The sequence below is a fragment of the Paraburkholderia sp. 2C genome (assembly GCF_054589215.1).
Genome location: NZ_BAAILL010000080.1, coordinates 30,306 through 51,434 on the forward strand (window position 1 = coordinate 30,306; position 21,129 = coordinate 51,434).

Below are 21,129 nucleotides of genomic sequence, written 5' to 3' on the forward strand. Positions count from 1 at the left end.
GCCGTCTGTCACTGGCCTTCACCCATGACGATGGTCATCATGGCCGCCGCCGGTCGCCCGCTGCTCCTGATGCTGCTGAGGCTGCGGTCGCGGTTGCTGCACCGGCTGCGGGCGGGGCTGAGGCTGAGGGTGAAACTCGGGCCTCGGCTGTTGAACCTGCTGCGGGCGCGGCTGCTGAGCCGGCTGTGGGTGGAATTCAGGCCGCGGCTGCTGCACCTGCTGCTGCGGCCTCGGTTGCTGCGCGGGTTGCTGCATCGGTTGCGGGTGGAACTCGGGCCGCGCCTGCTGCGCTGGTTGTTGCGCCGGCTGTTGCGCCTGCTGCGGCCGCATCGCCTGCGGCTGAGCCTGCGGAGGACGCAACTCCGGCTGCTGTGCGTGTTGCGGCACCGGCGCCTGCCCCTGGACCGGCGGCCGCGGCGCGTTCGCCTGCGGATTGAATTCTGGCCTTAGCTGTTGTCCGGACGTCTGCCGCGCTTGCCCCTGCCCCTGCGGCTGCTGGCCGGTGCCTTGCGCGAACGGTTGTTCCGGACGGCCGCCGCGCGGTTGTCCCATCGGCGTATGTGGCTGTGTCCACGCCGGCGCCGGGCGTTGACCTTGCGGCGCGTTGCCCAGCTGCTGCGGACCCGCGCGATTGCCCGGATTCGGCGTTCCGCCCGGCATGCCGCCCGCGAATTGCGGCGGCCGCGGCACGCCGTTGCCCGGCCGCGCCTGCGCATTCGGTTGCTGCGACGCGCCGGCGCCCGCCTGCGCGGGCATCGGCGGGCGACCTTGCGCGGGCGCGCCGCCCGTGATCGGTTGCGGATGCAGCACGCCGTTCGGCTGACCACCGGGTTGCCCACCCGGCTGCCCGCTCAACTGTCCAGCCGGCCGCCCATCCGGTTGGCCATTGAACTGGGCATTGGGTTGACGCCCCGGGGGGTGCCCGCCCGGCTGTAGACCGTTCGGTTCGCCCCGAACCGCGCCGTTCGCGAAACCCGCTTGCGGTGGCATCCCAGGCCGCTGTGCGGCGCCTGCCGGGCCGCCAGGCACCGCTCCCGGTCCACGCGCCGCGACCAGCCGCACATTGGGCTGCGGACCGCCCGCCGCGCCAATCCGCTGCCCGCCAAAATGCGCCGGCACCGACGTATGCACGACCGGATTGCCCGCGCCCGCCACACGCCCGCCGCCATGCGCGAATTGCTGTGCGAGATGGTCGCGATACGCAGGCGGCACGTCCGGACGGCGCGTCGCCACGACCGGCCGGCCAGCCGCCGCCGCCGGCGGCCGGAACGCGGCGTTGCGCATGCCCGGCCCGAAGCTCTGCCGGACCGGCGCGATGCCCGGCGCCCCCGCGTTGAAGCGCGCGTTATGCCACTGCCGCGGATCGACCTTCTGCGCGAAGCGATTGACCGGCTGCCCGTGCACGAACGCCGTTGCCGGAACGCAGGTGATCGCATGCGGCGCGCGGTAATTGACGTACGTATTGCGGATGTTCGTGATGCGGTTGTGCACGTAGATCGGCCGGTTCACGCGGTCGTAATAGCGCGGGCTCCAGCCGTGCCCCCAGTGCGGATGCCATGGCTCGCCCGGACCGAGCGCAAACCACGCGAGCCCGGCCGTCGCCACGCCGCCGACCGCGAGGCTCACCCCCCAGTCGACGCCGCCGGGGCCGCCATCGCCGACGAACGCGACGAGCGCCGGCGCATAGACCGGCGGCTCGCTGACGATCTCGCCCGGCACCCACGCCCACGCGTTGCCGACATAGGCCCAGCGGCCGTAGTGATACGGCGCGAAGCCCCACGGCGCGTCGTCGACCCAGGTCCAGCCCCACGGCGCCTGCCAGACCCAGTGGCCGTCCTGATACGGCGCCCAGCCGGCCGGCATCTGGTTCGGCGTCCAGACCGCGCCGTACTGCGGGTTCTGGCTCCACGTGCCGTTCGCATCGAGATCCTGGTAGCCGGGTACGTCGCGCGACACGTAGCGCGCGGACACCGAGTTGTCTTCCGCGGCGTCGCGGCTCGCGGCCCACTGGTCGAGCGCGTCGGGCGCAGGCGCGCCGTTGCTCGCGACCTGCTGCAGGTTCGTGCCGGAAAAGCGGATCTGCTGGCCCGCGGCGACCGGCAATTGGCCGCCGTCGCCGTAGACGGTCGCGCTGCCGCTGCGTACGGTGACGGTGGTTTCGCTGCCGTCGGGCGCGACGTCGACGCGATAGTCGCCGGGGCCGCCGATGCCGAGCGCGAGATTCGGCGTATCGATCTCATACGACGTGCCGGCCGGCAGTTCGCGCACGCGCGTCGACAGCGTGCCTTGCGCGACTTTCAGCTGCGTGCTGTCGTCGTCGAGATTGAGGATGTCGACATTCGTCGATTCGCCGATGCGCACGGCGGTCGAGCCGATATGCAGCTCCGAGCGCGCGCCTTTGTCGTTCCATAGCTGATCGCCGGTCGTGAGCGGCCGGTTGACCTGCGCATACGACCAGTCGGTTGCGCCGGCCGGTTCGGTCGTGACGGTGCCGGCCATGTAGTTCAGGCGCGCGACGCGGCCAGGCGGATCGGCGTCCTGCGCGTCGGCCGGTTGCGTGGAAGCGGGCGCGGCCTGCCCGGCGGCGTCGGGTGGCGGCGCTTCCTGTGCGTAGACGCGCGGCGCGCCCGACGTGACGAACAGCGCGGCGGCGACTGCTGCAATCATCGTGGCGACGGCGGGCGAGGCGGGGCGGCGCCGGGTGCCGATCAGTCGTGCATACGGACGTGCGCCATTGGCCGCAGCGGCGGTCCTGCCGCCCTCTTCAGCTTCATCCGGGCGTTCCGCGCGGGCATTACGGAAATTCGAAGAACCGGGTGTGTGCGTTTTCATTAGTGTGACTCCGTCGGGTGCCACGCGAGACGGCACCGTGTGAAATCACTGTACCCGCGGCGCGTATTTCAAGACGCGCTCATTTGTAAGCTACCCGGCCCGCGCTGTAACAAGACGTGTCGCGCGATGCGCAGCCGCTTCGCACCGGGCCGGCGGCATGCAGCGCTCGCGTGGCGCACCGCATTATGCGCCGCGCAGGAAGTCGTCGAAATGACGGTGGCCGGCGGGCGTCACGCGCAGCACGCGTGGCCGTTCGGTGCGCTCGACAAAGCCGTGCGACGACCACGCATCGAGCAGCGCCGCGCCGAGCGCGCCGCCGACGTGCGGGCGGCGCTCGCTCCAGTCCGGGCACGTGCACGCGAAGCGGCGCCGCAGCGTACGCTGGCTCGCGACGTCGATACCCCAGCCGGCCAGCTGCTCGGCGCCGGCGGGCGTCGCATCGAGCCGGTCGCCTTCGCGCGTCAGCAGCCCGCCGCCGATCAGCCGCTCACAGACGCGCACCGCCAGTTCGCCGGCCATATGGTCGTAGCACGTGCGCGCATAGCGCATCTCGACGGGCACGGTGCGCGCGGGGCGCGGCGTCGGCCGCTGCGGCGCGGCGGCCTGCGCGAGATTCATGAGCGCTTCGATCGACGCCGCGATATCGGGCGAGGCGATCCGGTAATAGCGATGCCGGCCGCGCACTTCGAGCGCGAGCAGGCCGCCGTCGGTGAGGCGGGCGAGGTGGGCGCTGGCCGCCGACGGCGAGAGGCCCGCGATCAGCGTCAATTCGCCCGCGGGCCGGGCGGTGCCGTCCATCAGCGTCCACAGCATCGCGGCGCGGCCGGGATCGGCGAGCAGCGCGCCGATGCGGCTCAAGCCGGGGAATGGGCCGGTGGCTTCGGTAAGCGGGTTGATCATCGGCAGGTTCTCGCGGTTCGTCAGTCGATGCGGCGGGGCACGGTGGAGGTGCGGCGCGCACCGGCCATGGCGCTACTTTAGTCCCCGCTCGCATTCGACGTTTCAGGCTTGAGCGAAATGTCGGATGTGACGGGCGGTCGGTCGCGCTGCGAGAGGCCGCGCCCGCAACAGGCCGATCCGCGTGGCGCCACCGCGCCAGGCTAGAATCCAGAACGGGTGTTATCCGGGACACGCAATCCGATGAAAGTCATTCTTGCCGCTTGCGCGGTCATTGCCGTGCTGTCGTGCGCCGCTTGTGCGCAAGGCGGCGCGAGCACGCCGGTTGGTTCGTCCGGCAGCAGCATCGAGATGTACGGCACGGTCGACGAAGGCGTCACGGTGCGCAAGTAACGCGAGTCGCGGTTTGCGGCCCGTTTTTTACAGCGCTCGTATAATCGGCTCCTTTCAATTTGCAGATCGACCGGAGTCAAGATGAGCACCCCTTCCGCCGCGCAGCTGGATCGTTCGGAAACGACCTTCCGCTTTCTCGCCGAGCCGACATCGGTCAACTTCGGCGGCAAGGTGCATGGCGGCGCGCTGATGAAATGGATCGACGAAACCGCCTATGCGTGCGCCGCGGTCTGGTCGGGCCGCTATTGCGTAACGGTCAGCGTCGGCAATATCCGCTTTCGCCGGCCGATTCACGTCGGCAACCTCGTCGAGCTGCGCGCGCGCGTCGTCGCGACCGGGCGCACGAGCATGCATCTCCACGTGTCTGTGTTCGCCGGCGACCCGAAGGGCGGCGAGCTGATGCAGACCACCGACTGTCTCGTCGTGATGGTCGCCGTCAACGAGAACGGCAATCCGCTGCCGGTGCCGGCTTTCGTACCGGTCACCGACGAGCAGCAGCGTCTTGCGAAGTACGCGATGGATGTGAAGGCGGCGCTCGACGCGATCGTCGAACTCAAGCCCGAGGAAGTGGCGCAGGGGAAGGTTTAAAGCAGGCGGGGCGCACGGCAGCGCGCGCCGCCGTGCGTTGCCGCATCTTGCATTACACGGCTCAGCCCTGCGCGCTGCCGACCATCTCGTGCGGCCGCACCCATTCGTCGAATTGCTGTTCGGTCAGATGGCCGAGCGCAAGTGCGGCGGCCTTCAGCGTCGTGCCTTCCTTGTGCGCCTTTTTCGCGATCTGCGCGGCCTTGTCGTAGCCGATGTGCGGATTGAGCGCGGTCACGAGCATCAGCGATTCGTTGAGCAGCGTATCGATGCGTGCGTGATTGGGCTCGATGCCGACCGCGCAGTTATCGTTGAAGCTCAGCGCGCCGTCCGCGAGCAGGCGGACCGATTGCAGCACGTTATGCGCGATCATCGGCCGGAACACGTTGAGTTCGAAGTTGCCGCTCGCGCCGCCCACATTCACGGCGACATCGTTGCCGAACACCTGGCAGCACAGCATCGTCATCGCTTCGGACTGCGTCGGGTTCACCTTGCCCGGCATGATCGAGCTGCCCGGCTCGTTTTCCGGAATCGACAGTTCGCCGAGGCCGCAACGCGGGCCGCTGGCAAGCCAGCGGATATCGTTCGCGATTTTCATCAGGCTCGCGGCAACGGTCTTGAGCGCGCCATGCGCAAAGACGAGCGCGTCGGCCGCGGCCATCACCTCGAACTTGTTCGGCGCCGACACGAACGGCAGTCCCGTCAGCTTGCCGATCGTCGCGGCGACCTGATCGGCGAATTGCGGATGCGCGTTCAGGCCCGTGCCGACCGCGGTGCCGCCCTGCGCAAGCTGATACAGATGGGGCAGCGTCGCTTCGACGTGGCGCATGCCCTGATCGAGTTGCGCGACATAGCCCGAGAATTCCTGGCCGAGCGTGAGCGGCGTGGCGTCCTGCAGGTGCGTGCGGCCGATCTTCACGATGCCGGCGAACGCCTTCGCCTTGCTGTCGAGCGTATCGCGCAGCGTCTTCAGCGCGGGCAGCAGATGCTTGACGATGCCGACCGCGGCCGCGATATGCATCGCCGTGGGAAACACATCGTTCGACGACTGGCCGCGGTTCACGTCGTCGTTCGGATGCACGAGGCGCGCTTCGCCGCGCTTGCCGCCCATCAGCTCGCTCGCGCGGTTCGCGATCACTTCGTTGAGGTTCATGTTGGTCTGCGTGCCCGAACCCGTTTGCCAGACCGCCAGCGGAAACTCGCCGGCGTGCTTGCCTTCGATGATTTCGTCGGCCGCATGCACGATCGCCTTCGCCTTGCTCGCATCGAGCACGCCGAGGCCAAGATTGACTTCGGCCGCCGCGCGCTTGATCACCGCGAGCGCATGGATCAGTTCCGGCGACTGCTTCTCGGTCGAAATCTTGAAGTTCTGCAGCGAGCGCTGCGTCTGCGCGCCCCATAGACGATCGTTCGGCACCGCAATCTCGCCGAACGTATCGCGTTCCATCCGTACATCTTCGGTCATGATGTCACTCCGCTTGAAGGTTTGACGACGGCGCGCGGCGGGCGCACGCCGTCAAAGCTGGTCGTCGACTGGTAAAAGCAAGAATAAACCTGTCAGCACATTCCGGTAGAGACCGGCATTCGGGTCCACGTCGTAGGTGACGGTGTGGCCGTCTTCCTCGTCGGTCCAGACGAGGTGATACGGGCTCTCGGGTCCGCGGAAATAGAAGCGCGACGGATCGGCGAGCATGACGTGATAGCTGGACTGCGGGCCGGTCACGTGATCGAACAGCGTCGCGACCTGTTCGGCGAGCGGCGGGCTATGGATCACGAGCCCGAGTTCGGTGTTCAGATGCGCCGAACGCGGGTCGAGATTCATCGAGCCGATCACGAGCGTCTTGCGATCGAATACGAGTGTCTTTGCGTGCAGGCTCGCGCGCGACTGCGAGCCGAACATGCCGGCGCGCACGTTTTGCTCCTGCAGGGGCTTGAATTCGTAGAGCTCGACGCCGGCCCTGAGCAGCGGATCGCGATACGGGCTATAGCCGGCTTGCACCGCGACGGCATCGGTGGCGGCCAGCGAATTGGTCAGCACCTTTACCTTGACGCCGCGCGCGGTGAGGCTCGCGAGTGCTTTGACGCCCGCGTCGTGCGGCACGAAATACGGCGACGTGATCAGCACTTCCTGCTGCGCCTCGCTGACGAGCTCGGCGATGCGCGCAATCACGGGGCTCCTGTAGTCTTCCTCGGGCAAGCGGACTTTCGCCGGCGAATCGGCGTTGAATTCCGCCGGCGCCCACGTGAGGCCGAGCTCGTCTTTCTGGATTTGCGAGGCGAGCGGTGTCGCGTTGAGCGGCTTTGCGTTATACGGGTCCGCGTTCTGATGCCAATGCGCGCGCAATGCGTCGCGCGTTGCGTCGAGCTGCTTCGGATCGAACTTCTGCCGGTTCAGCGCACGCAGCGGGTACGCGCTGCTGTCGTTCCAGTATTCGTCGAAGCTTGCGGAGACCTTCGCGGTGATCGGGCCCGCGGCGAGCACATCGATATCGCGGAACTGCAGCGTCGGGCTCGCGCTGAAATACTCGTCGCCGAGGTTACGGCCGCCGACGATCGCGAGCTGGTTATCCGCGATCATCGCCTTGTTGTGCATGCGCCGCGTGAAGCTGCCGATCTGCGTGAAGAAGTTCTGGGTGCGCTGATAGAAATTGCCTTGCGCGCTGCCGAACGGGTTGAACACGCGGATCTCGATGTTCGGATGCGTGTTCAGCGATGCCATGACGTCGTCGAGATCCTTGAAGTTCAGGTCGTCGACGAGCATGCGCACGCGCACGCCCTGGTCCGCCGCATAGAGCGCGGCGGCGAGCAGCAGCTTGCCGGTCGTGTCCTCGTTGGCGATGTAGTACTGCATGTCGAGCGTTTTCGTCGCGGCGCGCGCGAGCGCAATGCGCATCTGCAGCGCTTCGGTGCCGCTCGATAGCACGCGAAAGCCCGACTGCTCCGGATGCGCGGCCTCGGGCGCAGCAAGCGCGGCGCCCAGCGGCGTGGCCGTCGATTGCGGCAGCGCGTGCGAGACGGGCGGGTCGAACGACGACGCGGGCGGACGCGTTGCGCAGCCGCTCAACATGAGAACGGCGGTGGCAGCTGCGGTGGTAACGGCGGTGGTAAATGCGGTGGTAAATGCGGTGGTAAATGCGGCGGCAGTGGTCCTCGTGGCGATGAACGCGACGCGGGCCAGCAATATCGATGTTGCGCGCGAGCGGCGCAACGTGGAAAGCGTACGAATTACCGGAGCAAGAACAGACAGGACCGACCATGCGCCGCATGGCGCAATTTTGGGACTTCGACGATCGTACGACGGCACGCTGACCCTCCCCATTTTTTGACTTCGCATGAACGCCTCGCGGCCTGGCGTCGCGTTGGGAAGGCCATTCTAAGGGGAATCGGCAAAGCGGGTCGGGAAGGTGGCAAGCGTTGTGCCGTCGTCGCGGCGGTCGTCGTGCGAGGCGATGCGCAGGCGCATACGCGCTTGCGTGCGAGCCTGTGTCGTGTCGACGCAGTGTGCCGACGAGATGCTGCGATCCGTCGGATCGACGTCGGGCGTGTCGCGTCGCGCCGCCCACATTCGATGCGGCGCGCGCAGCGCGGTCAGCCGCGTTCGCCGTCGAGCGTGGCCGCGCGCCCGGTTTGCGTCGCCGTTCGCGCCTGATGCGCGCCGCGCGTCGGCCGTCCTGCCCAGTAGCCCGCGAGCAACGAGCCCGACAGGTTGTGCCACACCGAAAAGAGCGCGCCCGGCAGGGCCGCGATCGGCGCGAAATAGAGCTTGCCGAGCGTCGCGGCAAGCCCGGAATTCTGCATGCCCACTTCGATCGCAAGCGTGCGGCAGACCGCTTCGTCGAAGCCGAGCAGGCGTCCACCCCAGTAACCGCCAAGCAGACCGATACCGTTGTGCAGCACGACGCCGAGTGCAACCGTGAGACCCACCGACGCGATGCTCGGCTGCGTGCCGCCGACCACGGCCGCGATGATCAGCAGGATCGACACCATCGACACGAGCGGCAGCACCGGCTCGATACGGCGCACGAGCTTGCCGAACAGATGATTGATCGCGAGGCCGATCACGATCGGCAGCGCGACGATCTGCAGGATGCTCATCAGCATGCCGCGCACGTCGACGACAATCGACGCGTCGACGTAGAGGCGCGTGAGCAGCGGCGTCGCGAACACGCCGACGAGTGTCGATAACGCGCTGATCGTCACCGACAACGCGACGTCGCCGCGCGCGAGATAGATCATCACGTTCGACGCGGTGCCGCTCGCGACGCTGCCGACCAGCACCATGCCGGCGGTCAGATCGGGCGGCATGCGCAGCATCTTCGCGATTGCCCACGCGGCAAGCGGCATCACGAGATAGTGCAGCACGATGCCGGCGACGACGGGCGCGGGCCGCGTGAAGACGCGCTGAAAATCGGCGACCGATAGCGTGACCCCCATCGACAGCATGATCAGCGTGAGCAGCGCGGTGACGTGCGGGGCGATGCCGGCGACGGACGCGGGCGCGAAGTACGCGGCGAGCGACGCGAGGACGGCCCACAGCGGAAAGAGTCGGGTAACGCGGGAAAGCATCGAGGCGGTCCTGTTGTTTTAGCTGGCGTCTGGTGGTGTGTGGAGCGCATTTTACCGGCGGCGCTCGATGGAGCGACAACTGACTGGCGGACCGGCGGGCTGGTTGCGCACGCAACGAAATCGATGCGCCCGCGCCGCATCGTTTCCTGACGGACACGACGCGGCCGCCGTTGCCGTTACGCCTGCACGGCCGCGATATGCCGCGCGCTGATGCGGTGAAAGCGCAATGTCATCAGGACTGCCACGCTCGCGAGCCCCGCGGCGAGTCCCCACCACAGCCCGCGTGCGCCAAGCCCGAAATGAAACGCGAGCACGTAACCCGTTGGAAAGCCGATGCCCCAGTAGCCGAAGGTGGCGGCGAACATCGGCACGCGCGTGTCCTTGAGCCCGCGCAGGCAGCCGGAGCCCACCGTCTGCATGCCGTCGACAATCTGAAAGATTGCCGCGACGCCGAGCAGCGAACTCGCGAGCGCGACGGTTTGCGCATTCGAAGGGTCGTCGAGATGCAGATAGAGTCCGACGATCCAGTGCGGCGCCGCGACCATCACGAGCCCCGATAGGGACATGAAGCCGACGCCAAGCCCGAGCGCGACGAACCCCGCATGGCGCGCCGCCAGCGGTACGCCCGCGCCGGACCAGTATCCGACGCGCACATTCGCGGCCTGACCGATCGCGAGCGGCACCATAAAGGCCACCGACGCGACGTTGAGGGCGATCTGGTGCGCGGCGAGCTGCGACTCGCCGAACAGACCGACCATCAGGCCCGTCGCGAGAAACAGCAGCGATTCGACGCCGTACGTGATCGCGACGGGCCAGCCGATGCCGAACAGTTCGCCCATCAGCGGCACGTTGGGCCGCGCCGCGGTCACGAAGTGCCGGTAGCGCGGCCGCAGGTGCAAGAGCGCCATCAGCATCAGCGCGGACAGCCAGACGGTGATCGTTGTCGCGACGGCGGACCCGAGAAAGCCTAGACGCGGCAATCGATATGCCCCGTGAATGAGGCCGTAGTTGAGAAAGCCGTTGAACACGACGCTGCCTACCGATACCCACAGCAAACGCTTTGCCGCGCCGATCGCCGGCAGGAACGAGCGCATCAGCCCGACACCGATCAGGCTCGCGGGCGCGCCCCAGCGCAGCACCGCGCAGTACTCGCCGATGTGCTCGGCGAGTACTGCCGGTTCGCCGAACGTCGTCAGGATCGGCGCCGCGAACGACAGCAGCACGAAGGCGGGAACGGCGAGGAGGATGGAGAGCGCAAAGCCGGTCCAGTAGATATGCGGTACGCGTTCGTCGGCCTGCGCGCCGCGCGCGTGGGACACGCTGACGCTAACGGACGTCAGCACGCCCTGCAGCAATGTGACGACGACGAAGAACAGGTTCGCGCCGAGGCCGCCCGCCGCGAGCGCATCGGGGCCGAGCGAGCCGAGCAGCACGGTGTCGGTGACGCTCATCGCCATCTGCGACAGCTGCGCGATCGCGAGCGGCGCGGCGAGGCGCGCGGTATCGGTGGCATGTCGCGTTAGCGAAGGCGGCCCGGCAAGCGGGCGGGATAGACCGGATTGGGACATGACGGCAGCGTGGCGCGGCGCCGGGTGCCCGGCGCGCGCCGCATGTAATGTTTTTGTCGTGAAGCGAACAGCTTATTGCGTCGCGCGGCGGCTGTCGATCAGCACGCACGTTTGTGGTGCGAAATCTTAGCGGTGCTGCGCTGACGCTTCATGGACCGCGATGCGCGTATCGCCGAGCAGCACGACCTGGCCCGCGCGGATCTTGCACGTTTTACGCAGTTCCACCTGGTTATCCACTTTTACCGCGCCCGATGCGACGAGCCCCTTCGCGGCCCCGCCGCTGTCCGCCAGACCGGTGAGCTTCAGCAGGTTGTGCAGTTCGACGTAGTCGCCGGTCAGCGTGAAATCGAGGTTGGGCATGGCAGTTGCGGAAAAGGACGACGCATGTCGTCGCGGGACGACGCGGTGAATCGGAAAGGATTCGCATCATAAGCGAAAGCACGGGGCCCGTCGCCCTGTTGTGGAAAGCGCGTGCGAATTTGTTTCACCGACCTGAAAGAGGCGATTGGGACCGAGATGTGATGCAGTTGTCAGAAAATGAAACGGTAAGTAACAACGTCGTTTGATCACGAACTTTGCTCAGAAAAACGCTGTCCTTAGGATGGTTTGCTGCATTTTGCATCGGGCTGCACGAGAGGCCCTACCATCGGGCCACCCAAAGGACCGGGTGCGCGCTCCAGCGTGACGTCCGGCGCACAACCTTCAGAGAGGATCGCCATGACCCAGCTTCGTTCGCTGCTGATCGGCAGCACTATCGCCGCGCTGGCCACGACCGCCGCCGTCGCGCAGACCTCGAATACACCCCCGAATGCGCCCGCCACGGCGCCCGCCGCGCAGGGGGTGCAGATGCCGGCGCCGGCCGGCACGCCGCCGCCGCGGCAGACGCTGACCGCGCCCACGCCGCCCGATCCGCTTGTGCAGAAACGCGATGCCGACGCCCGGGCCAACGCCGAATACCGCGACGCGAAAAAGGCGTCGAAGGCGCAATACCAGGAGCAGGTGAACAACGCGAAGAACAACCGCGCCGCGGACCGGCAGGCCGCCGCGAACCAGTTGAAGACCGATTTGCAGTCGGGCAACGGGACGCAGGTGCCGGATGACGAGACCAAACACTGAGCGGGGCGCTCATCGAAGCGCCCGCCGCATTGATCGATCACTTTGACTGAAGGAGGGAGAACGTCATGACTAAATCGACCCACCGGTTGCTTGCCGCTTTGATCGCGGGCAGCGTGTCGACATTCGCGTTCGCGCAGACATCGCACGATCCGGCCAGCGAGCCGGTGACGCACGCCGATAACAAGGCGGCGAAGGAGCAGGCGAAGGCCAACAAGAAGGCCGCGGTCGCGCAGGCGAAGGCGGATCGGGAAAAGGCCGATGCGCAGTCGGATGCCGATAAGGCCGCGGCCGATGCGCGCGTGAAGGACGCGAAGAAGCAGGAGTAATCGGATCCCTGCGCGGCGGCCAGCGGCTGGCCGGCGTGCGCGTCGAAAAAAAGGGCGCTTGTCGGCGCACATTGTATGGATATACAGTATGCGTCGCCCTGACTCCTATTCCGTTCGCACGCCGTGCCCTCCGCCGCCGCTCCCACGTCCGAGTCCGTCTTTACCGCGTCTGGCACCGGTGCGCCGGACGCCTCTGCCTGGCTAGCCAGGCTCAACGACGCACAGCGCGCGGCCGTCGAATACGGCGCCAGCGACGTGACGCGCCCGTCCGGCGCATTGCTCGTCATTGCGGGCGCGGGCTCCGGCAAGACCAGCACGCTCGCGCATCGCGTCGCGCACTTGGTCGTGAAGGGCGCGGACCCGCGCCGCATTCTGCTGCTGACGTTTTCGCGCCGCGCCGCCCTCGAGATGACGCGCCGTGTCGCGCGCATCGCCGGCGACGCGCTCGGCGCGCGCGCGGCGCTTGCGCAAGGCCTGACCTGGTCGGGCACGTTTCACAGCGTCGGCGCGCGCCTGTTGCGCGAGTACGCGGACCTGATCGGCCTCGCGCCAACTTTCACGATCAACGATCGCGAAGACTCCGCCGATCTGATGAACCTCGTGCGCCATGAGCTCGGCTTCTCGGCGAAGGAGCGCCGGTTTCCATCGAAGTCCACCTGTTTTGCGATCTATTCGCGCGTCGTCAACACGGGCGCGTCGCTCGGCGACACGCTGAACAGTAGCTTTCCGTGGTGCCGCGAATGGGAAGCTGACCTGCGCGCGCTGTTTGCCGCCTACGTCGAGGCGAAACAGAAGCAAAGCGTGCTCGACTACGACGATTTGCTGCTCTACTGGTCGCATATGGCCGCGGAGCCGTCGATCGCGGCCGATCTGTCGGGCCGCTTCGATCATGTGCTCGTCGACGAATATCAGGACACCAACCGGCTGCAGGCGTCGATCCTGCTCGCGCTGAAGCCCGACGGCCGCGGGCTGACCGTCGTCGGCGACGACGCGCAGTCTATCTATTCGTTTCGCGGCGCGACGGTGCGCAACATCCTCGATTTCCCCACGCATTTCGATCCGCCCGCGAAGCAGGTCACGCTCGAACGCAATTACCGGTCGACGCAGCCCATTCTTACCGCGTCCAACGCCGTTATCGGGCTGGCATCCGAGCGCTTTACGAAGAATTTGTGGACCGACAAGGCATCCGCGCAGCGGCCGCGCCTCGTCACGGTGGCCGACGACGCCGCGCAGGCGAGCTATGTCGTCGAACAGGTGCTGGCCGCGCGCGAAGCCGGCGTCAAGCTGAAGTCGCAGGCGGTGCTGTTTCGCGCCGCGCACCATAGTGCGGCGCTCGAGATCGAACTGACCCGGCGCAATATCCCGTTCGTGAAGTTCGGCGGACTCAAGTTTCTCGACTCGGTGCACGTGAAAGACGTGCTCTCGGTGCTGCGCTGGGCGGAGAATCCGCGCGACCGGGTGGCGGGTTTTCGCGTCGTGCAGTTGTTGCCGGGCGTCGGGCCGGCCACGGCAGCGCGGGTGCTGGATGCGGCGGCCGGCGCAGCGGCGGCTGGCGCTCCGGTTGCCGGGATTTCGGCCGCGGGCGAGGGGGGCGATGGGGGCGATGGGTCGGCTGGCGACGCGGTTGTCTTGCCCGCGCAAACCGGTCCCGCTCGGGCGCTCGCCAGCTTCACGCCACCGCCGCGCGCGCTCGAAGACTGGCCACCGTTCGTCGCGCTCATGTCCGCGTTGGGCGAGCGTACGTCCCAGTGGCCGGCCGAATTCGAACTGATCCGCCGCTGGTACGAACCGCATCTCGAGCGCAATCATGAAGACGCCGTGGTGCGTCACGCCGACTTGCTGCAAATGGAGAGCATCGCCGGCACCTATGCTTCGCGCGAGCGTTTCCTGACCGAACTGACGCTCGATCCGCCCGACGCCACGAGCGGCGAATCCGGCGTGCCGCTGCTCGACGAGGACTACCTGATCCTGTCGACCATCCACTCCGCGAAAGGCCAGGAGTGGCGCAACGTGTTCGTGCTCAACGGTGTCGACGGCTGTATTCCGTCGGATCTCGGCACCGGCAGCGACGAGGAAATCGATGAAGAGCGGCGTCTGCTCTATGTCGCGATGACGCGCGCGAAGGAAGACCTGCATATCGTCGTGCCGCAGCGCTTCTACGTGCACAACCAGACGCATCTCGGCGACCGGCACGTATGGGCGTCGCGCACACGTTTTATCCCGGTGGACCTGCTGCCGCTGTTCGACGCATACGCGTGGCCGCCCGCGCCGGTGGCCGCCGCGCCGACCGCGGCGGGGCTCGCGGCGGCCGCGCAGGCGAAACTGGAGATCGCGGCGAAGCTCAGGAAGATGTGGGCGTGAGCGGGGCGCCGGGCGCGGGGGCTTGAGCGTGGCGCCGAGCGGCGCGCCGGATAGGGCCCTGCGCGGGGCAACCTGTACGGCAACCTGGCTGGCCGCTCAGGTCGCTACTCAGGCGCTACCCGGGTCGCTACTCAGGTGGACACTCAGGTGAACATTCAGCGCGGCTGCCGCTGCTGCTGCTGTTGCTGCGGCGACTGGGGACGCGGCGCCGGCATAAAGAAATTGCGCAGCCACGCGGCAAGCCGCGTGAACACGTCGTACGGCTCCTCGACGAAAATCTCCGGCTTGAGCAGACGCAGGTATTCCATGATCTGCTGCGCTTCCTGCTTCTGAAACGAGCCATGCGTGATGCCGAGACGCAGCAGTCCGCGCAGTTCGCCGAGCTTTTCGCGCGCGGTGCTGCCGAAGCTCGTCTCGCAGGCGACCTTCGCCTCGTACACGCGCTGGCGCAGCGATTCCGCGAGCCGCCACGCGGGCGTCTGCATCGACTCTTCAACGGCCTGAATGTCCTGTGCCGCGGATTTGATCTGCGCGGCAAGCGGGTCGACCAGATTCGGGCTGCATTGCGCTTCGTTGACGATCGCCGTCGCCCATTCGCGGCATTGCTTCGCCAGCTCCTCGGGCGTCCATTCGGAGCGGGACGCGAATGCAAAACCGAAGTCCGTCGCCTGCCGCATCAGAATCGCGACGACGTCGGGGAACTCCTTGTCCAGCGTACGTTTGGCCCATGCGTATTGGCCGCCCTGCAGCATCCGCTGCACGGCGTGCTCGGTCAGCGGCACCATGCTGTCGAGCAGCTTCGCGCGCAAAAAGTCCTCGAACGACGGCGTCGCAAACTGCGAATCGAGTTTCAGCGAGACGCGCACGAACGCGTCGAAATCCTTGCGCAACGAGGCGACAGTCTCGTCCTTCAATGAAAGGGTGATTTGCCCCATGTCATATCCCGTTTAGTCATCCGGCGCGGCATCGCAAGCGCGAAAGCGGCTTCTGGCCACTGCGTAAAAGCTGTAAAACTGCGCGATTCAACGATGCGCGACACGGTCGAGGCCGGGCTGCCGGGCGCTTGCGGGAGCATGCCAGGCTGATGGACCTCGACTGTTTATCGGCGGCGGGAAGTGAAACTTGAGGAAATCGGCTTTTGCCTATCCCGGTAACGCTGCTTGCCACAGGAAGAACACCGCGAGGCCGACCGCAATGGTCAGCAGCGGGCGTTTGGTCAGCGCGCTGACCGCGACCGCGGCGAGCGCGCCGACGAGCTGCGGGTTGCGCCACGTGAGCTCCGCGCCGCCGCCGTGCGGCGCGATCGCCATCGGCACGATGATCGCGGTCAGCACGGTCACCGGCACGAAGCCGAGCGCGGTGCGCACGAGCGGCGGAAACACGAGCCGGTCGCCCAGCACGAAGACGGTGGCACGAATCAGCCATGTGATCAGCGCCATGCCAACGATCATCAGCGCATCGTTCATCGCGAGGCCTCCGCGGTGGTGCGCCGGGCTTCGCCCCGCCGCGACAGAAGCACACCGACCGCGACGCCGGCGAATACCGCGGCGAGCAGGCCGAGCTTGTACGGCCACGCCTGCCAGAAGAACGCGAGCGCGCCCGCGGTGACGGCCGCCGCGACATAGCGCAGCGCGACAAGCTGCGGCACGACGATGGCGATAAACGTTGCAACCATCGCGAAGTCGAGCCCGAGCGATTGCAGGCCCGGGAACGCGGCGCCGAACAGCAGCCCGGCGAGCGTCCAGATCTGCCAGTTCAGGTACATCGACAGGCCCGAGCCGAGGAAGTAGTACGGCCCCACCGAGCCCGGCGGATGCAGCCGGTAGTGCGCCCACGCGACCGCGAAGACTTCGTCGGTCAGCAGGCCGCCGAGCGCCCAGCGCCAGCGCATCGGCAGGTGTGCGACATAGGGCGCGAGCGTCGCGCTGTACAGCACGTGGCGCAGGTTGACGACAAAGGTCGTCGCCCAGATCACGGCAAAGCTCGCGTGGCCGGCGACGAGGCCGAGCGCGATGAATTGCGCGGAGCCGGCGAATACGATCAGCGACATCAGCTGCCCGTGCCACAAGTGCAGCGGGCCCGCCGCGACGAGCGTGCCGAAGATCACGCCGAATGGCGCGGCGCCGATCAGCATCGGGATCGTGTCGCGCGCGCCGGCGGTGAATGCGGTGAAGCGGTGAGGGTGAGTGGGTGTCAAGCTGGGTTCCTCCGGGAGGGGAGGCTAGCGCGGAGGCGGGCTTGCGCGCTTGTACGTTCTTGCGGTGTGGCGTGGATTGGTGCGGGTGGGTGCCGTGCAGCGCCGGCGGGGTGAGATACGGCGACGTTCTCATGTACCTTGCCAGCGGCCCGGCGGCACGCCGAACATGCGCCGGAAATGTCGCGTGAAGTGGCTCTGGTCGGTGAATCCGCTCGCGGCGGCCACTTCGGTGACGGGCACGCCGGCGCGCAACGGCGCGAGCGAGCGCTGCAGACGAATCTGGTTGCGCCACGCGTGCGGCGCGAGACCCGTCGCGCGCGTGAAGAGGCGCGCCGCGTGGAACGGCGACAGCGCGACGGCATCGGCCAGTTCCGCGAGCGTCACCGGCGCCGCGAGTTCGCTGCTGAGCAGTTCCTGCATCGCGCTCACGCGTTTGTCGCGTTTGACGTGTTTGTCGTCGCCGGCTGCGGCCGGTAGCGCCTCGGGCCGCGTGCGGCCGTAGCGGACCAGCAGCGTGGACAGCGCATCGAGCATCGCCGCGTGCGCGGCGAGCGCATTGCCGTTCGCCTCGAGCAGCCGATGCGCGCGCGACAGCCGCTGTGCGAGGTCGATGTCGCGGATCACCTCGGCGTCGAACCACGGCAGCGGTTGCGCGCTGCCCGCGATGTCTTCCGCGAGCTGTTGCAGATAGTCGATCGGCGCGTACAGCACGCGGTAGCGCCAGCCTTCGTCCATCGCGCGCGAACCCGTGTGCAATTCGCCCGGATTGATGACGGGCACGCTGCCCGCCTCGGCGACATAGCGCGACCCGCGGTACTGATAGGTCTCCGCGCCCGCTTCGATCACGGGAATCGTGTACGCGTCGTGCCAGTGCGGCGTGAACGCGTGATCGTGATATTCGGCCGTGAGCAGATCCGCGCCGGGCATGAGCGGCGTGCGCCAGTAACGGGCGGAATCGCGGAAACGGGCTGTGGTCATCGTGAATGTGCCGGGCATCCGGCCGGGGCTCCAATTGCGCGATCCCGGCTGTGATCCCGGCAGTGATCGCGGCTCTGATCCGGGCTGGATTCGCCAGTTTACCGCGGCATCGGCGCCGCCAGACAGATGGGTTTCATTGGGGTACGGGTTTGGGATCGTCGCGTCCGGACCCGGAGCGTTGCGCTCCGGTCATTTCACCGGAATCGTCGTGCCGGCCGGCATCGGCACGGCGGTAACGCTGTTTTTCGCGCTGCCGGTGGCGACGCGGTCGCTGTAGGTCAGATAGACGAGCGTGTTGCGCTTCGCGTCGACCACCCGCACGACGTGCAACGTCTTGAAGATTAGCGACATGCGTTCGGTGAACACATCGGCTTGCTGCTTGAGCGGTCCGCCCGTGAAGCGGATCGCGCCGACCTGGCGGCACGCGATCGACGCTTCGGTCGGATCTTCGGCGATGCCGAGCGTGCCCTTGATGCCGCCCGTGCGCGCGCGCGACACATAACAGGTGACGCCCTCGACGGCCGGATCGTCGTACGCTTCGACGACGACGCGGTCCGAACCCGTGATATGGAAATTGGTGTTGACGCTTGCGACTTCCTCGGCGTGCGCGAGCGGTGCGGCGAGAAGCGCGGCGAGAAGCGCGGCGCTGATTGTCGCGAGTGCTGCGAGTGTCGCGAGGACCGTGCGCGGCGCGCGAAGCAGAGTGGGTTTCATCGGGAGACCGGAGTAAAAAGCCACATCGTATACCAGCGTGGATTCGCTCCGAAAAGCAGAAGGCCCGCACAAAAAGTGCGGGCCTTCGATGTTTGGCTCCCCGACCTGGGCTCGAACCAGGGACCTACGGATTAACAGTCCGGCGCTCTACCGACTGAGCTATCGGGGACCTGCACGGGAACCACTACAGAGGCAGAACCAAAGCAGGGTAAGACGAAAATTCGACGAAAATTCGGCGTAAATTCGACTAAATTCGGTACATAAAAAAGCCCGTTATAAGAACGGGCCTTTGCAATTTTTGGCTCCCCGACCTGGGCTCGAACCAGGGACCTACGGATTAACAGTCCGGCGCTCTACCGACTGAGCTATCGGGGAACAACAAACAGCAGAGAAGCGAAATTGTATGAGGTGCTATGGGGCCTGTCAATAGCGGCGCGCTTGCGACGGTCATCGGAACCGCGCCATCACAACCCGGCATCAGGCCTCAACGTCAGCGTCAGCCCGTGCGGCTTACTGGCTGATCAACGCTCGAGCAGTGCGAGCTTTTCCTTGACGTCCTTGAACTCGTCGGCCTCGGGCAGCGGCGCCTTGGTTTTCGTGATGCTCGGCCAGCCTTTGGCCAGGTCCGCATTGAGTTCAGTGAAGTGTTGCTGGTCGGCCGGCACGTCCTCTTCGGCGTAGATGGCGTTCACCGGGCACTCGGCGACGCACACGGCGCAATCGATGCACTCGTCCGGGTCGATCGCGAGGAAGTTGGGACCTTCGCGAAAGCAGTCGACCGGGCACACATCGACACAGTCGGTATAGCGGCACTTGATGCAGCTTTCGGTCACAACGTGAGTCATTCAGGCAACTCCTGGATGCGGTAGCGGTATGGGGGATATTGGGGATGGCAAAACGCCAAAAAAGCTATTGTAACGTAACGTCAACTGGCGCATACGGCACAGTTCCCATGCCCTTATACCGTTTCGTGATTAGTTTATGGCCCGCAAAGCCGACCGGCCGGCGTTTTTGAAGCAGGCCGCGCGCGGCTTATTGAGGCGCCGCCCGCACGCGCGAACAGGCGGCCCGAATGCCTTCGGGTAACATCCGCTTGCTCGCGCGATGCGACGCTGCTTTACGTTTGCCGCTTTACGTGTGCCGCTTCATATTCGCCGCTTCACATTCGCTGCTTCACATCCGCCGCTTCACATTCGAATACACTGACCATAGCAATCGTCGCTACACGCGTCGCTTATCCGCGGTCCGGCCCGTTACATCATGATCATTACCTCGCTGCTCGATACCGATCTGTACAAGTTCACGATGATGCAGGTGGTACTGCATCATTTCCCGGCGGCCGGCGTCGAGTACCGGTTTCGCTGCCGTACGCCGAATATCGATCTCGTGCCGTATATCGACGAGATTCGCAGCGAAGTGCGCAAGCTCTGCCAGTTGCGTTTCACCGACGGCGAACTCGACTATCTGCGCGGGATGCGCTTTATCAAAGGCGACTTTGTCGAGTTTCTCGCGCTGTTTCATCTGAACGAGAAATACATTTCGATCACGCCGTCCGCGAAGGGCAATGGCGAGATCGATATCGAAATCGCCGGCCCGTGGCTGCATACGATCCTTTTCGAAGTGCCGGTGCTGGCGATTGTCAACGAGGTATATTTCCGCAATACGCAGCAGGAGCCCGATTATCTCGAAGGCCGCGAGCGGCTCAAAAGCAAGATCGACATGCTCGGCGCGCGGCCTGAATTCGCCGACTGCAAGATCGCCGACTACGGCACGCGCCGCCGTTTTTCGAAGCAGTGGCACGAGGAGATCCTGCTGACGCTCAAAGACGGGCTCGGCGAGCAGTTCGCGGGCACGAGCAACGTGTACTACGCGATGAAGCATGGCCTGACGCCGCTCGGCACGATGGCGCACGAGTACCTGCAGGCGTGCCAGGCGCTCGGACCGCGCCTGCGCGATTCGCAGATCTACGGCTTCGAGATGTGGGCCAAGGAGTATCGCGGCGACCTCGGCATCGCGCTTTCCGATGTGTACGGCATGCAGGCTTTTCTGCGCGACTTCGACATGTACTTCTGCAAGCTTTTCGACGGCGCGCGCCACGATTCCGGCGACCCGTTCGACTGGGGCGAGCGGCTTCTCAGACACTACGAAGACAATCGCTGCGACCCGCGCACGAAGGTGCTGGTGTTCTCCGACGCGCTCGATATTCCGAAGGTGCTGCAGTTGTACGAGCGCTTTCGCGGCCGCTGCAGGCTCGCGTTCGGCGTCGGCACGAATCTGACCAACGATCTCGGCTACCGGCCGCTGCAGATCGTGATCAAGATGGTTCGCTGCAACGGCCAGCCGGTCGCGAAGCTTTCCGATTCGCCGGGCAAGAACATGTGCGAGGACAAGGCGTATCTCGCCTATCTGCGCCAGGTGTTCGGCATTCCGCAACCCACGGACGACGACTTGCTCGACACCGGTAAGTGAGTTGCGCGGCGAGCCGGAAAGCGATCGCACGGCGTGATGCTACGCCGCCATTCGCGGCGTGTGCATTAGCCGGATGGCCAGGTGTCGTGTGCAAGGACCGGCCGGTATAATCCGCCGGATGTCGCTT

The 21,129-nt window shown here is 66.4% G+C and carries 20 protein-coding genes and 2 tRNA genes; 7 read left to right on the forward strand and 15 right to left on the reverse strand.

What is annotated here, in order from left to right; all coding sequences use genetic code 11:
- Positions 1-18: 18 nt before the first annotated feature.
- Together ACYPXD_RS33330 and ACYPXD_RS33335 are read right to left on the reverse strand one after the other, a co-directional pair.
- Positions 19-2,667, reverse strand: a complete 2,649-nt coding sequence (locus ACYPXD_RS33330; RefSeq protein ID WP_459723085.1) for a DUF6600 domain-containing protein — start codon at positions 2,665-2,667, stop codon at positions 19-21.
- A 348-nt stretch (positions 2,668-3,015) separates the two neighbouring features.
- A complete protein-coding gene (locus ACYPXD_RS33335; RefSeq protein WP_459722570.1) occupies positions 3,016-3,732 on the reverse strand; it encodes an ArsR/SmtB family transcription factor in 717 nt (238 codons plus the stop codon).
- A gap of 240 nt (positions 3,733-3,972) precedes the next feature.
- On the opposite strand from ACYPXD_RS33335, the gene ACYPXD_RS33340 reads away from it, so the two are divergent.
- Together ACYPXD_RS33340 and ACYPXD_RS33345 are read left to right on the forward strand one after the other, a co-directional pair.
- Positions 3,973-4,122: a hypothetical protein gene (locus ACYPXD_RS33340; RefSeq protein WP_459722574.1), complete on the forward strand. Its 150-nt coding sequence runs from the start codon at positions 3,973-3,975 to the stop codon at positions 4,120-4,122.
- Positions 4,123-4,203: 81 nt separating this feature from the next.
- Positions 4,204-4,710 (forward strand): acyl-CoA thioesterase, encoded by a 507-nt coding sequence (locus ACYPXD_RS33345; RefSeq protein WP_459722577.1) that lies wholly within the window; start codon positions 4,204-4,206, stop codon positions 4,708-4,710.
- A 61-nt stretch (positions 4,711-4,771) separates the two neighbouring features.
- On the opposite strand, the gene fumC is transcribed toward ACYPXD_RS33345, so the two are convergent.
- Entirely contained in the window at positions 4,772-6,172 is a 1,401-nt protein-coding gene (fumC, locus tag ACYPXD_RS33350; protein WP_459722581.1) for a class II fumarate hydratase, read from the reverse strand.
- A gap of 51 nt (positions 6,173-6,223) precedes the next feature.
- Positions 6,224-7,774 (reverse strand): phospholipase D-like domain-containing protein, encoded by a 1,551-nt coding sequence (locus ACYPXD_RS33355; protein ID WP_459722585.1) that lies wholly within the window; start codon positions 7,772-7,774, stop codon positions 6,224-6,226.
- Here ACYPXD_RS33355 and ACYPXD_RS33360 point away from each other — a divergent pair.
- The gene (locus tag ACYPXD_RS33360) at positions 7,773-8,033 is read left to right on the forward strand and encodes a hypothetical protein (protein ID WP_459722590.1); all 261 of its coding nucleotides are present in this window, start codon (positions 7,773-7,775) and stop codon (positions 8,031-8,033) included. The genes ACYPXD_RS33355 and ACYPXD_RS33360 overlap by 2 nt on opposite strands.
- 262 nt (positions 8,034-8,295) lie before the next feature.
- On the opposite strand, the gene panS is transcribed toward ACYPXD_RS33360, so the two are convergent.
- The 3 genes from panS to ACYPXD_RS33375 all read right to left on the reverse strand — a co-directional run bounded on the left by panS (position 8,296) and on the right by ACYPXD_RS33375 (position 11,201).
- Positions 8,296-9,273 carry a ketopantoate/pantoate/pantothenate transporter PanS gene (gene panS, locus ACYPXD_RS33365; RefSeq protein ID WP_459722594.1) on the reverse strand — a complete coding sequence of 326 codons (978 nt, stop codon included), beginning with the start codon at positions 9,271-9,273 and terminating at the stop codon, positions 8,296-8,298.
- 176 nt (positions 9,274-9,449) lie between these two features.
- Positions 9,450-10,841 (reverse strand): MATE family efflux transporter, encoded by a 1,392-nt coding sequence (locus ACYPXD_RS33370; RefSeq protein WP_459722597.1) that lies wholly within the window; start codon positions 10,839-10,841, stop codon positions 9,450-9,452.
- A 126-nt stretch (positions 10,842-10,967) separates the two neighbouring features.
- Positions 10,968-11,201: an RNA-binding S4 domain-containing protein gene (locus ACYPXD_RS33375; protein ID WP_459722601.1), complete on the reverse strand. Its 234-nt coding sequence runs from the start codon at positions 11,199-11,201 to the stop codon at positions 10,968-10,970.
- A gap of 357 nt (positions 11,202-11,558) precedes the next feature.
- On the opposite strand from ACYPXD_RS33375, the gene ACYPXD_RS33380 reads away from it, so the two are divergent.
- The 3 genes from ACYPXD_RS33380 (at position 11,559) to ACYPXD_RS33390 (ending at position 14,644) form a co-directional block, all read left to right on the forward strand.
- Positions 11,559-11,957, forward strand: coding sequence for a hypothetical protein (locus ACYPXD_RS33380; protein ID WP_459722607.1), 399 nt, complete (start codon positions 11,559-11,561; stop codon positions 11,955-11,957).
- 65 nt (positions 11,958-12,022) lie between these two features.
- The gene (locus ACYPXD_RS33385) at positions 12,023-12,283 is read left to right on the forward strand and encodes a hypothetical protein (RefSeq protein ID WP_459722610.1); all 261 of its coding nucleotides are present in this window, start codon (positions 12,023-12,025) and stop codon (positions 12,281-12,283) included.
- Positions 12,284-12,406: 123 nt separating this feature from the next.
- Positions 12,407-14,644, forward strand: coding sequence for an ATP-dependent helicase (locus ACYPXD_RS33390; protein WP_459722616.1), 2,238 nt, complete (start codon positions 12,407-12,409; stop codon positions 14,642-14,644).
- Between the two features lie 155 nt (positions 14,645-14,799).
- On the opposite strand, the gene ACYPXD_RS33395 is transcribed toward ACYPXD_RS33390, so the two are convergent.
- From ACYPXD_RS33395 to fdxA, 8 genes are all read right to left on the reverse strand, one after another.
- Positions 14,800-15,579, reverse strand: a complete 780-nt coding sequence (locus tag ACYPXD_RS33395) for a DUF4088 family protein (RefSeq protein WP_459722621.1) — start codon at positions 15,577-15,579, stop codon at positions 14,800-14,802.
- 207 nt (positions 15,580-15,786) lie between these two features.
- Positions 15,787-16,110 (reverse strand): AzlD domain-containing protein, encoded by a 324-nt coding sequence (locus tag ACYPXD_RS33400; RefSeq protein ID WP_459722624.1) that lies wholly within the window; start codon positions 16,108-16,110, stop codon positions 15,787-15,789.
- Positions 16,107-16,778: an AzlC family ABC transporter permease gene (locus ACYPXD_RS33405; protein WP_459723088.1), complete on the reverse strand. Its 672-nt coding sequence runs from the start codon at positions 16,776-16,778 to the stop codon at positions 16,107-16,109. The genes ACYPXD_RS33400 and ACYPXD_RS33405 overlap by 4 nt, the downstream gene beginning before the upstream one ends.
- Positions 16,779-16,970: 192 nt before the next feature.
- A complete protein-coding gene (locus tag ACYPXD_RS33410) occupies positions 16,971-17,819 on the reverse strand; it encodes an AraC family transcriptional regulator (RefSeq protein WP_459722627.1) in 849 nt (282 codons plus the stop codon).
- A 189-nt stretch (positions 17,820-18,008) separates the two neighbouring features.
- Positions 18,009-18,533 carry a CreA family protein gene (locus ACYPXD_RS33415; protein WP_459722631.1) on the reverse strand — a complete coding sequence of 175 codons (525 nt, stop codon included), beginning with the start codon at positions 18,531-18,533 and terminating at the stop codon, positions 18,009-18,011.
- 93 nt (positions 18,534-18,626) lie between these two features.
- Positions 18,627-18,702, reverse strand: a tRNA-Asn gene (locus ACYPXD_RS33420).
- A 130-nt stretch (positions 18,703-18,832) separates the two neighbouring features.
- Positions 18,833-18,908: transfer RNA gene (locus ACYPXD_RS33425), tRNA-Asn, on the reverse strand.
- A gap of 146 nt (positions 18,909-19,054) precedes the next feature.
- Positions 19,055-19,378 carry a ferredoxin FdxA gene (fdxA, locus tag ACYPXD_RS33430; RefSeq protein WP_459722635.1) on the reverse strand — a complete coding sequence of 108 codons (324 nt, stop codon included), beginning with the start codon at positions 19,376-19,378 and terminating at the stop codon, positions 19,055-19,057.
- A 415-nt stretch (positions 19,379-19,793) separates the two neighbouring features.
- Here fdxA and pncB point away from each other — a divergent pair, with 415 nt between their 5' ends.
- Positions 19,794-21,002, forward strand: coding sequence for a nicotinate phosphoribosyltransferase (gene pncB / locus ACYPXD_RS33435; RefSeq protein WP_459722639.1), 1,209 nt, complete (start codon positions 19,794-19,796; stop codon positions 21,000-21,002).
- The last annotated feature ends 127 nt before the right edge of the window (positions 21,003-21,129 follow it).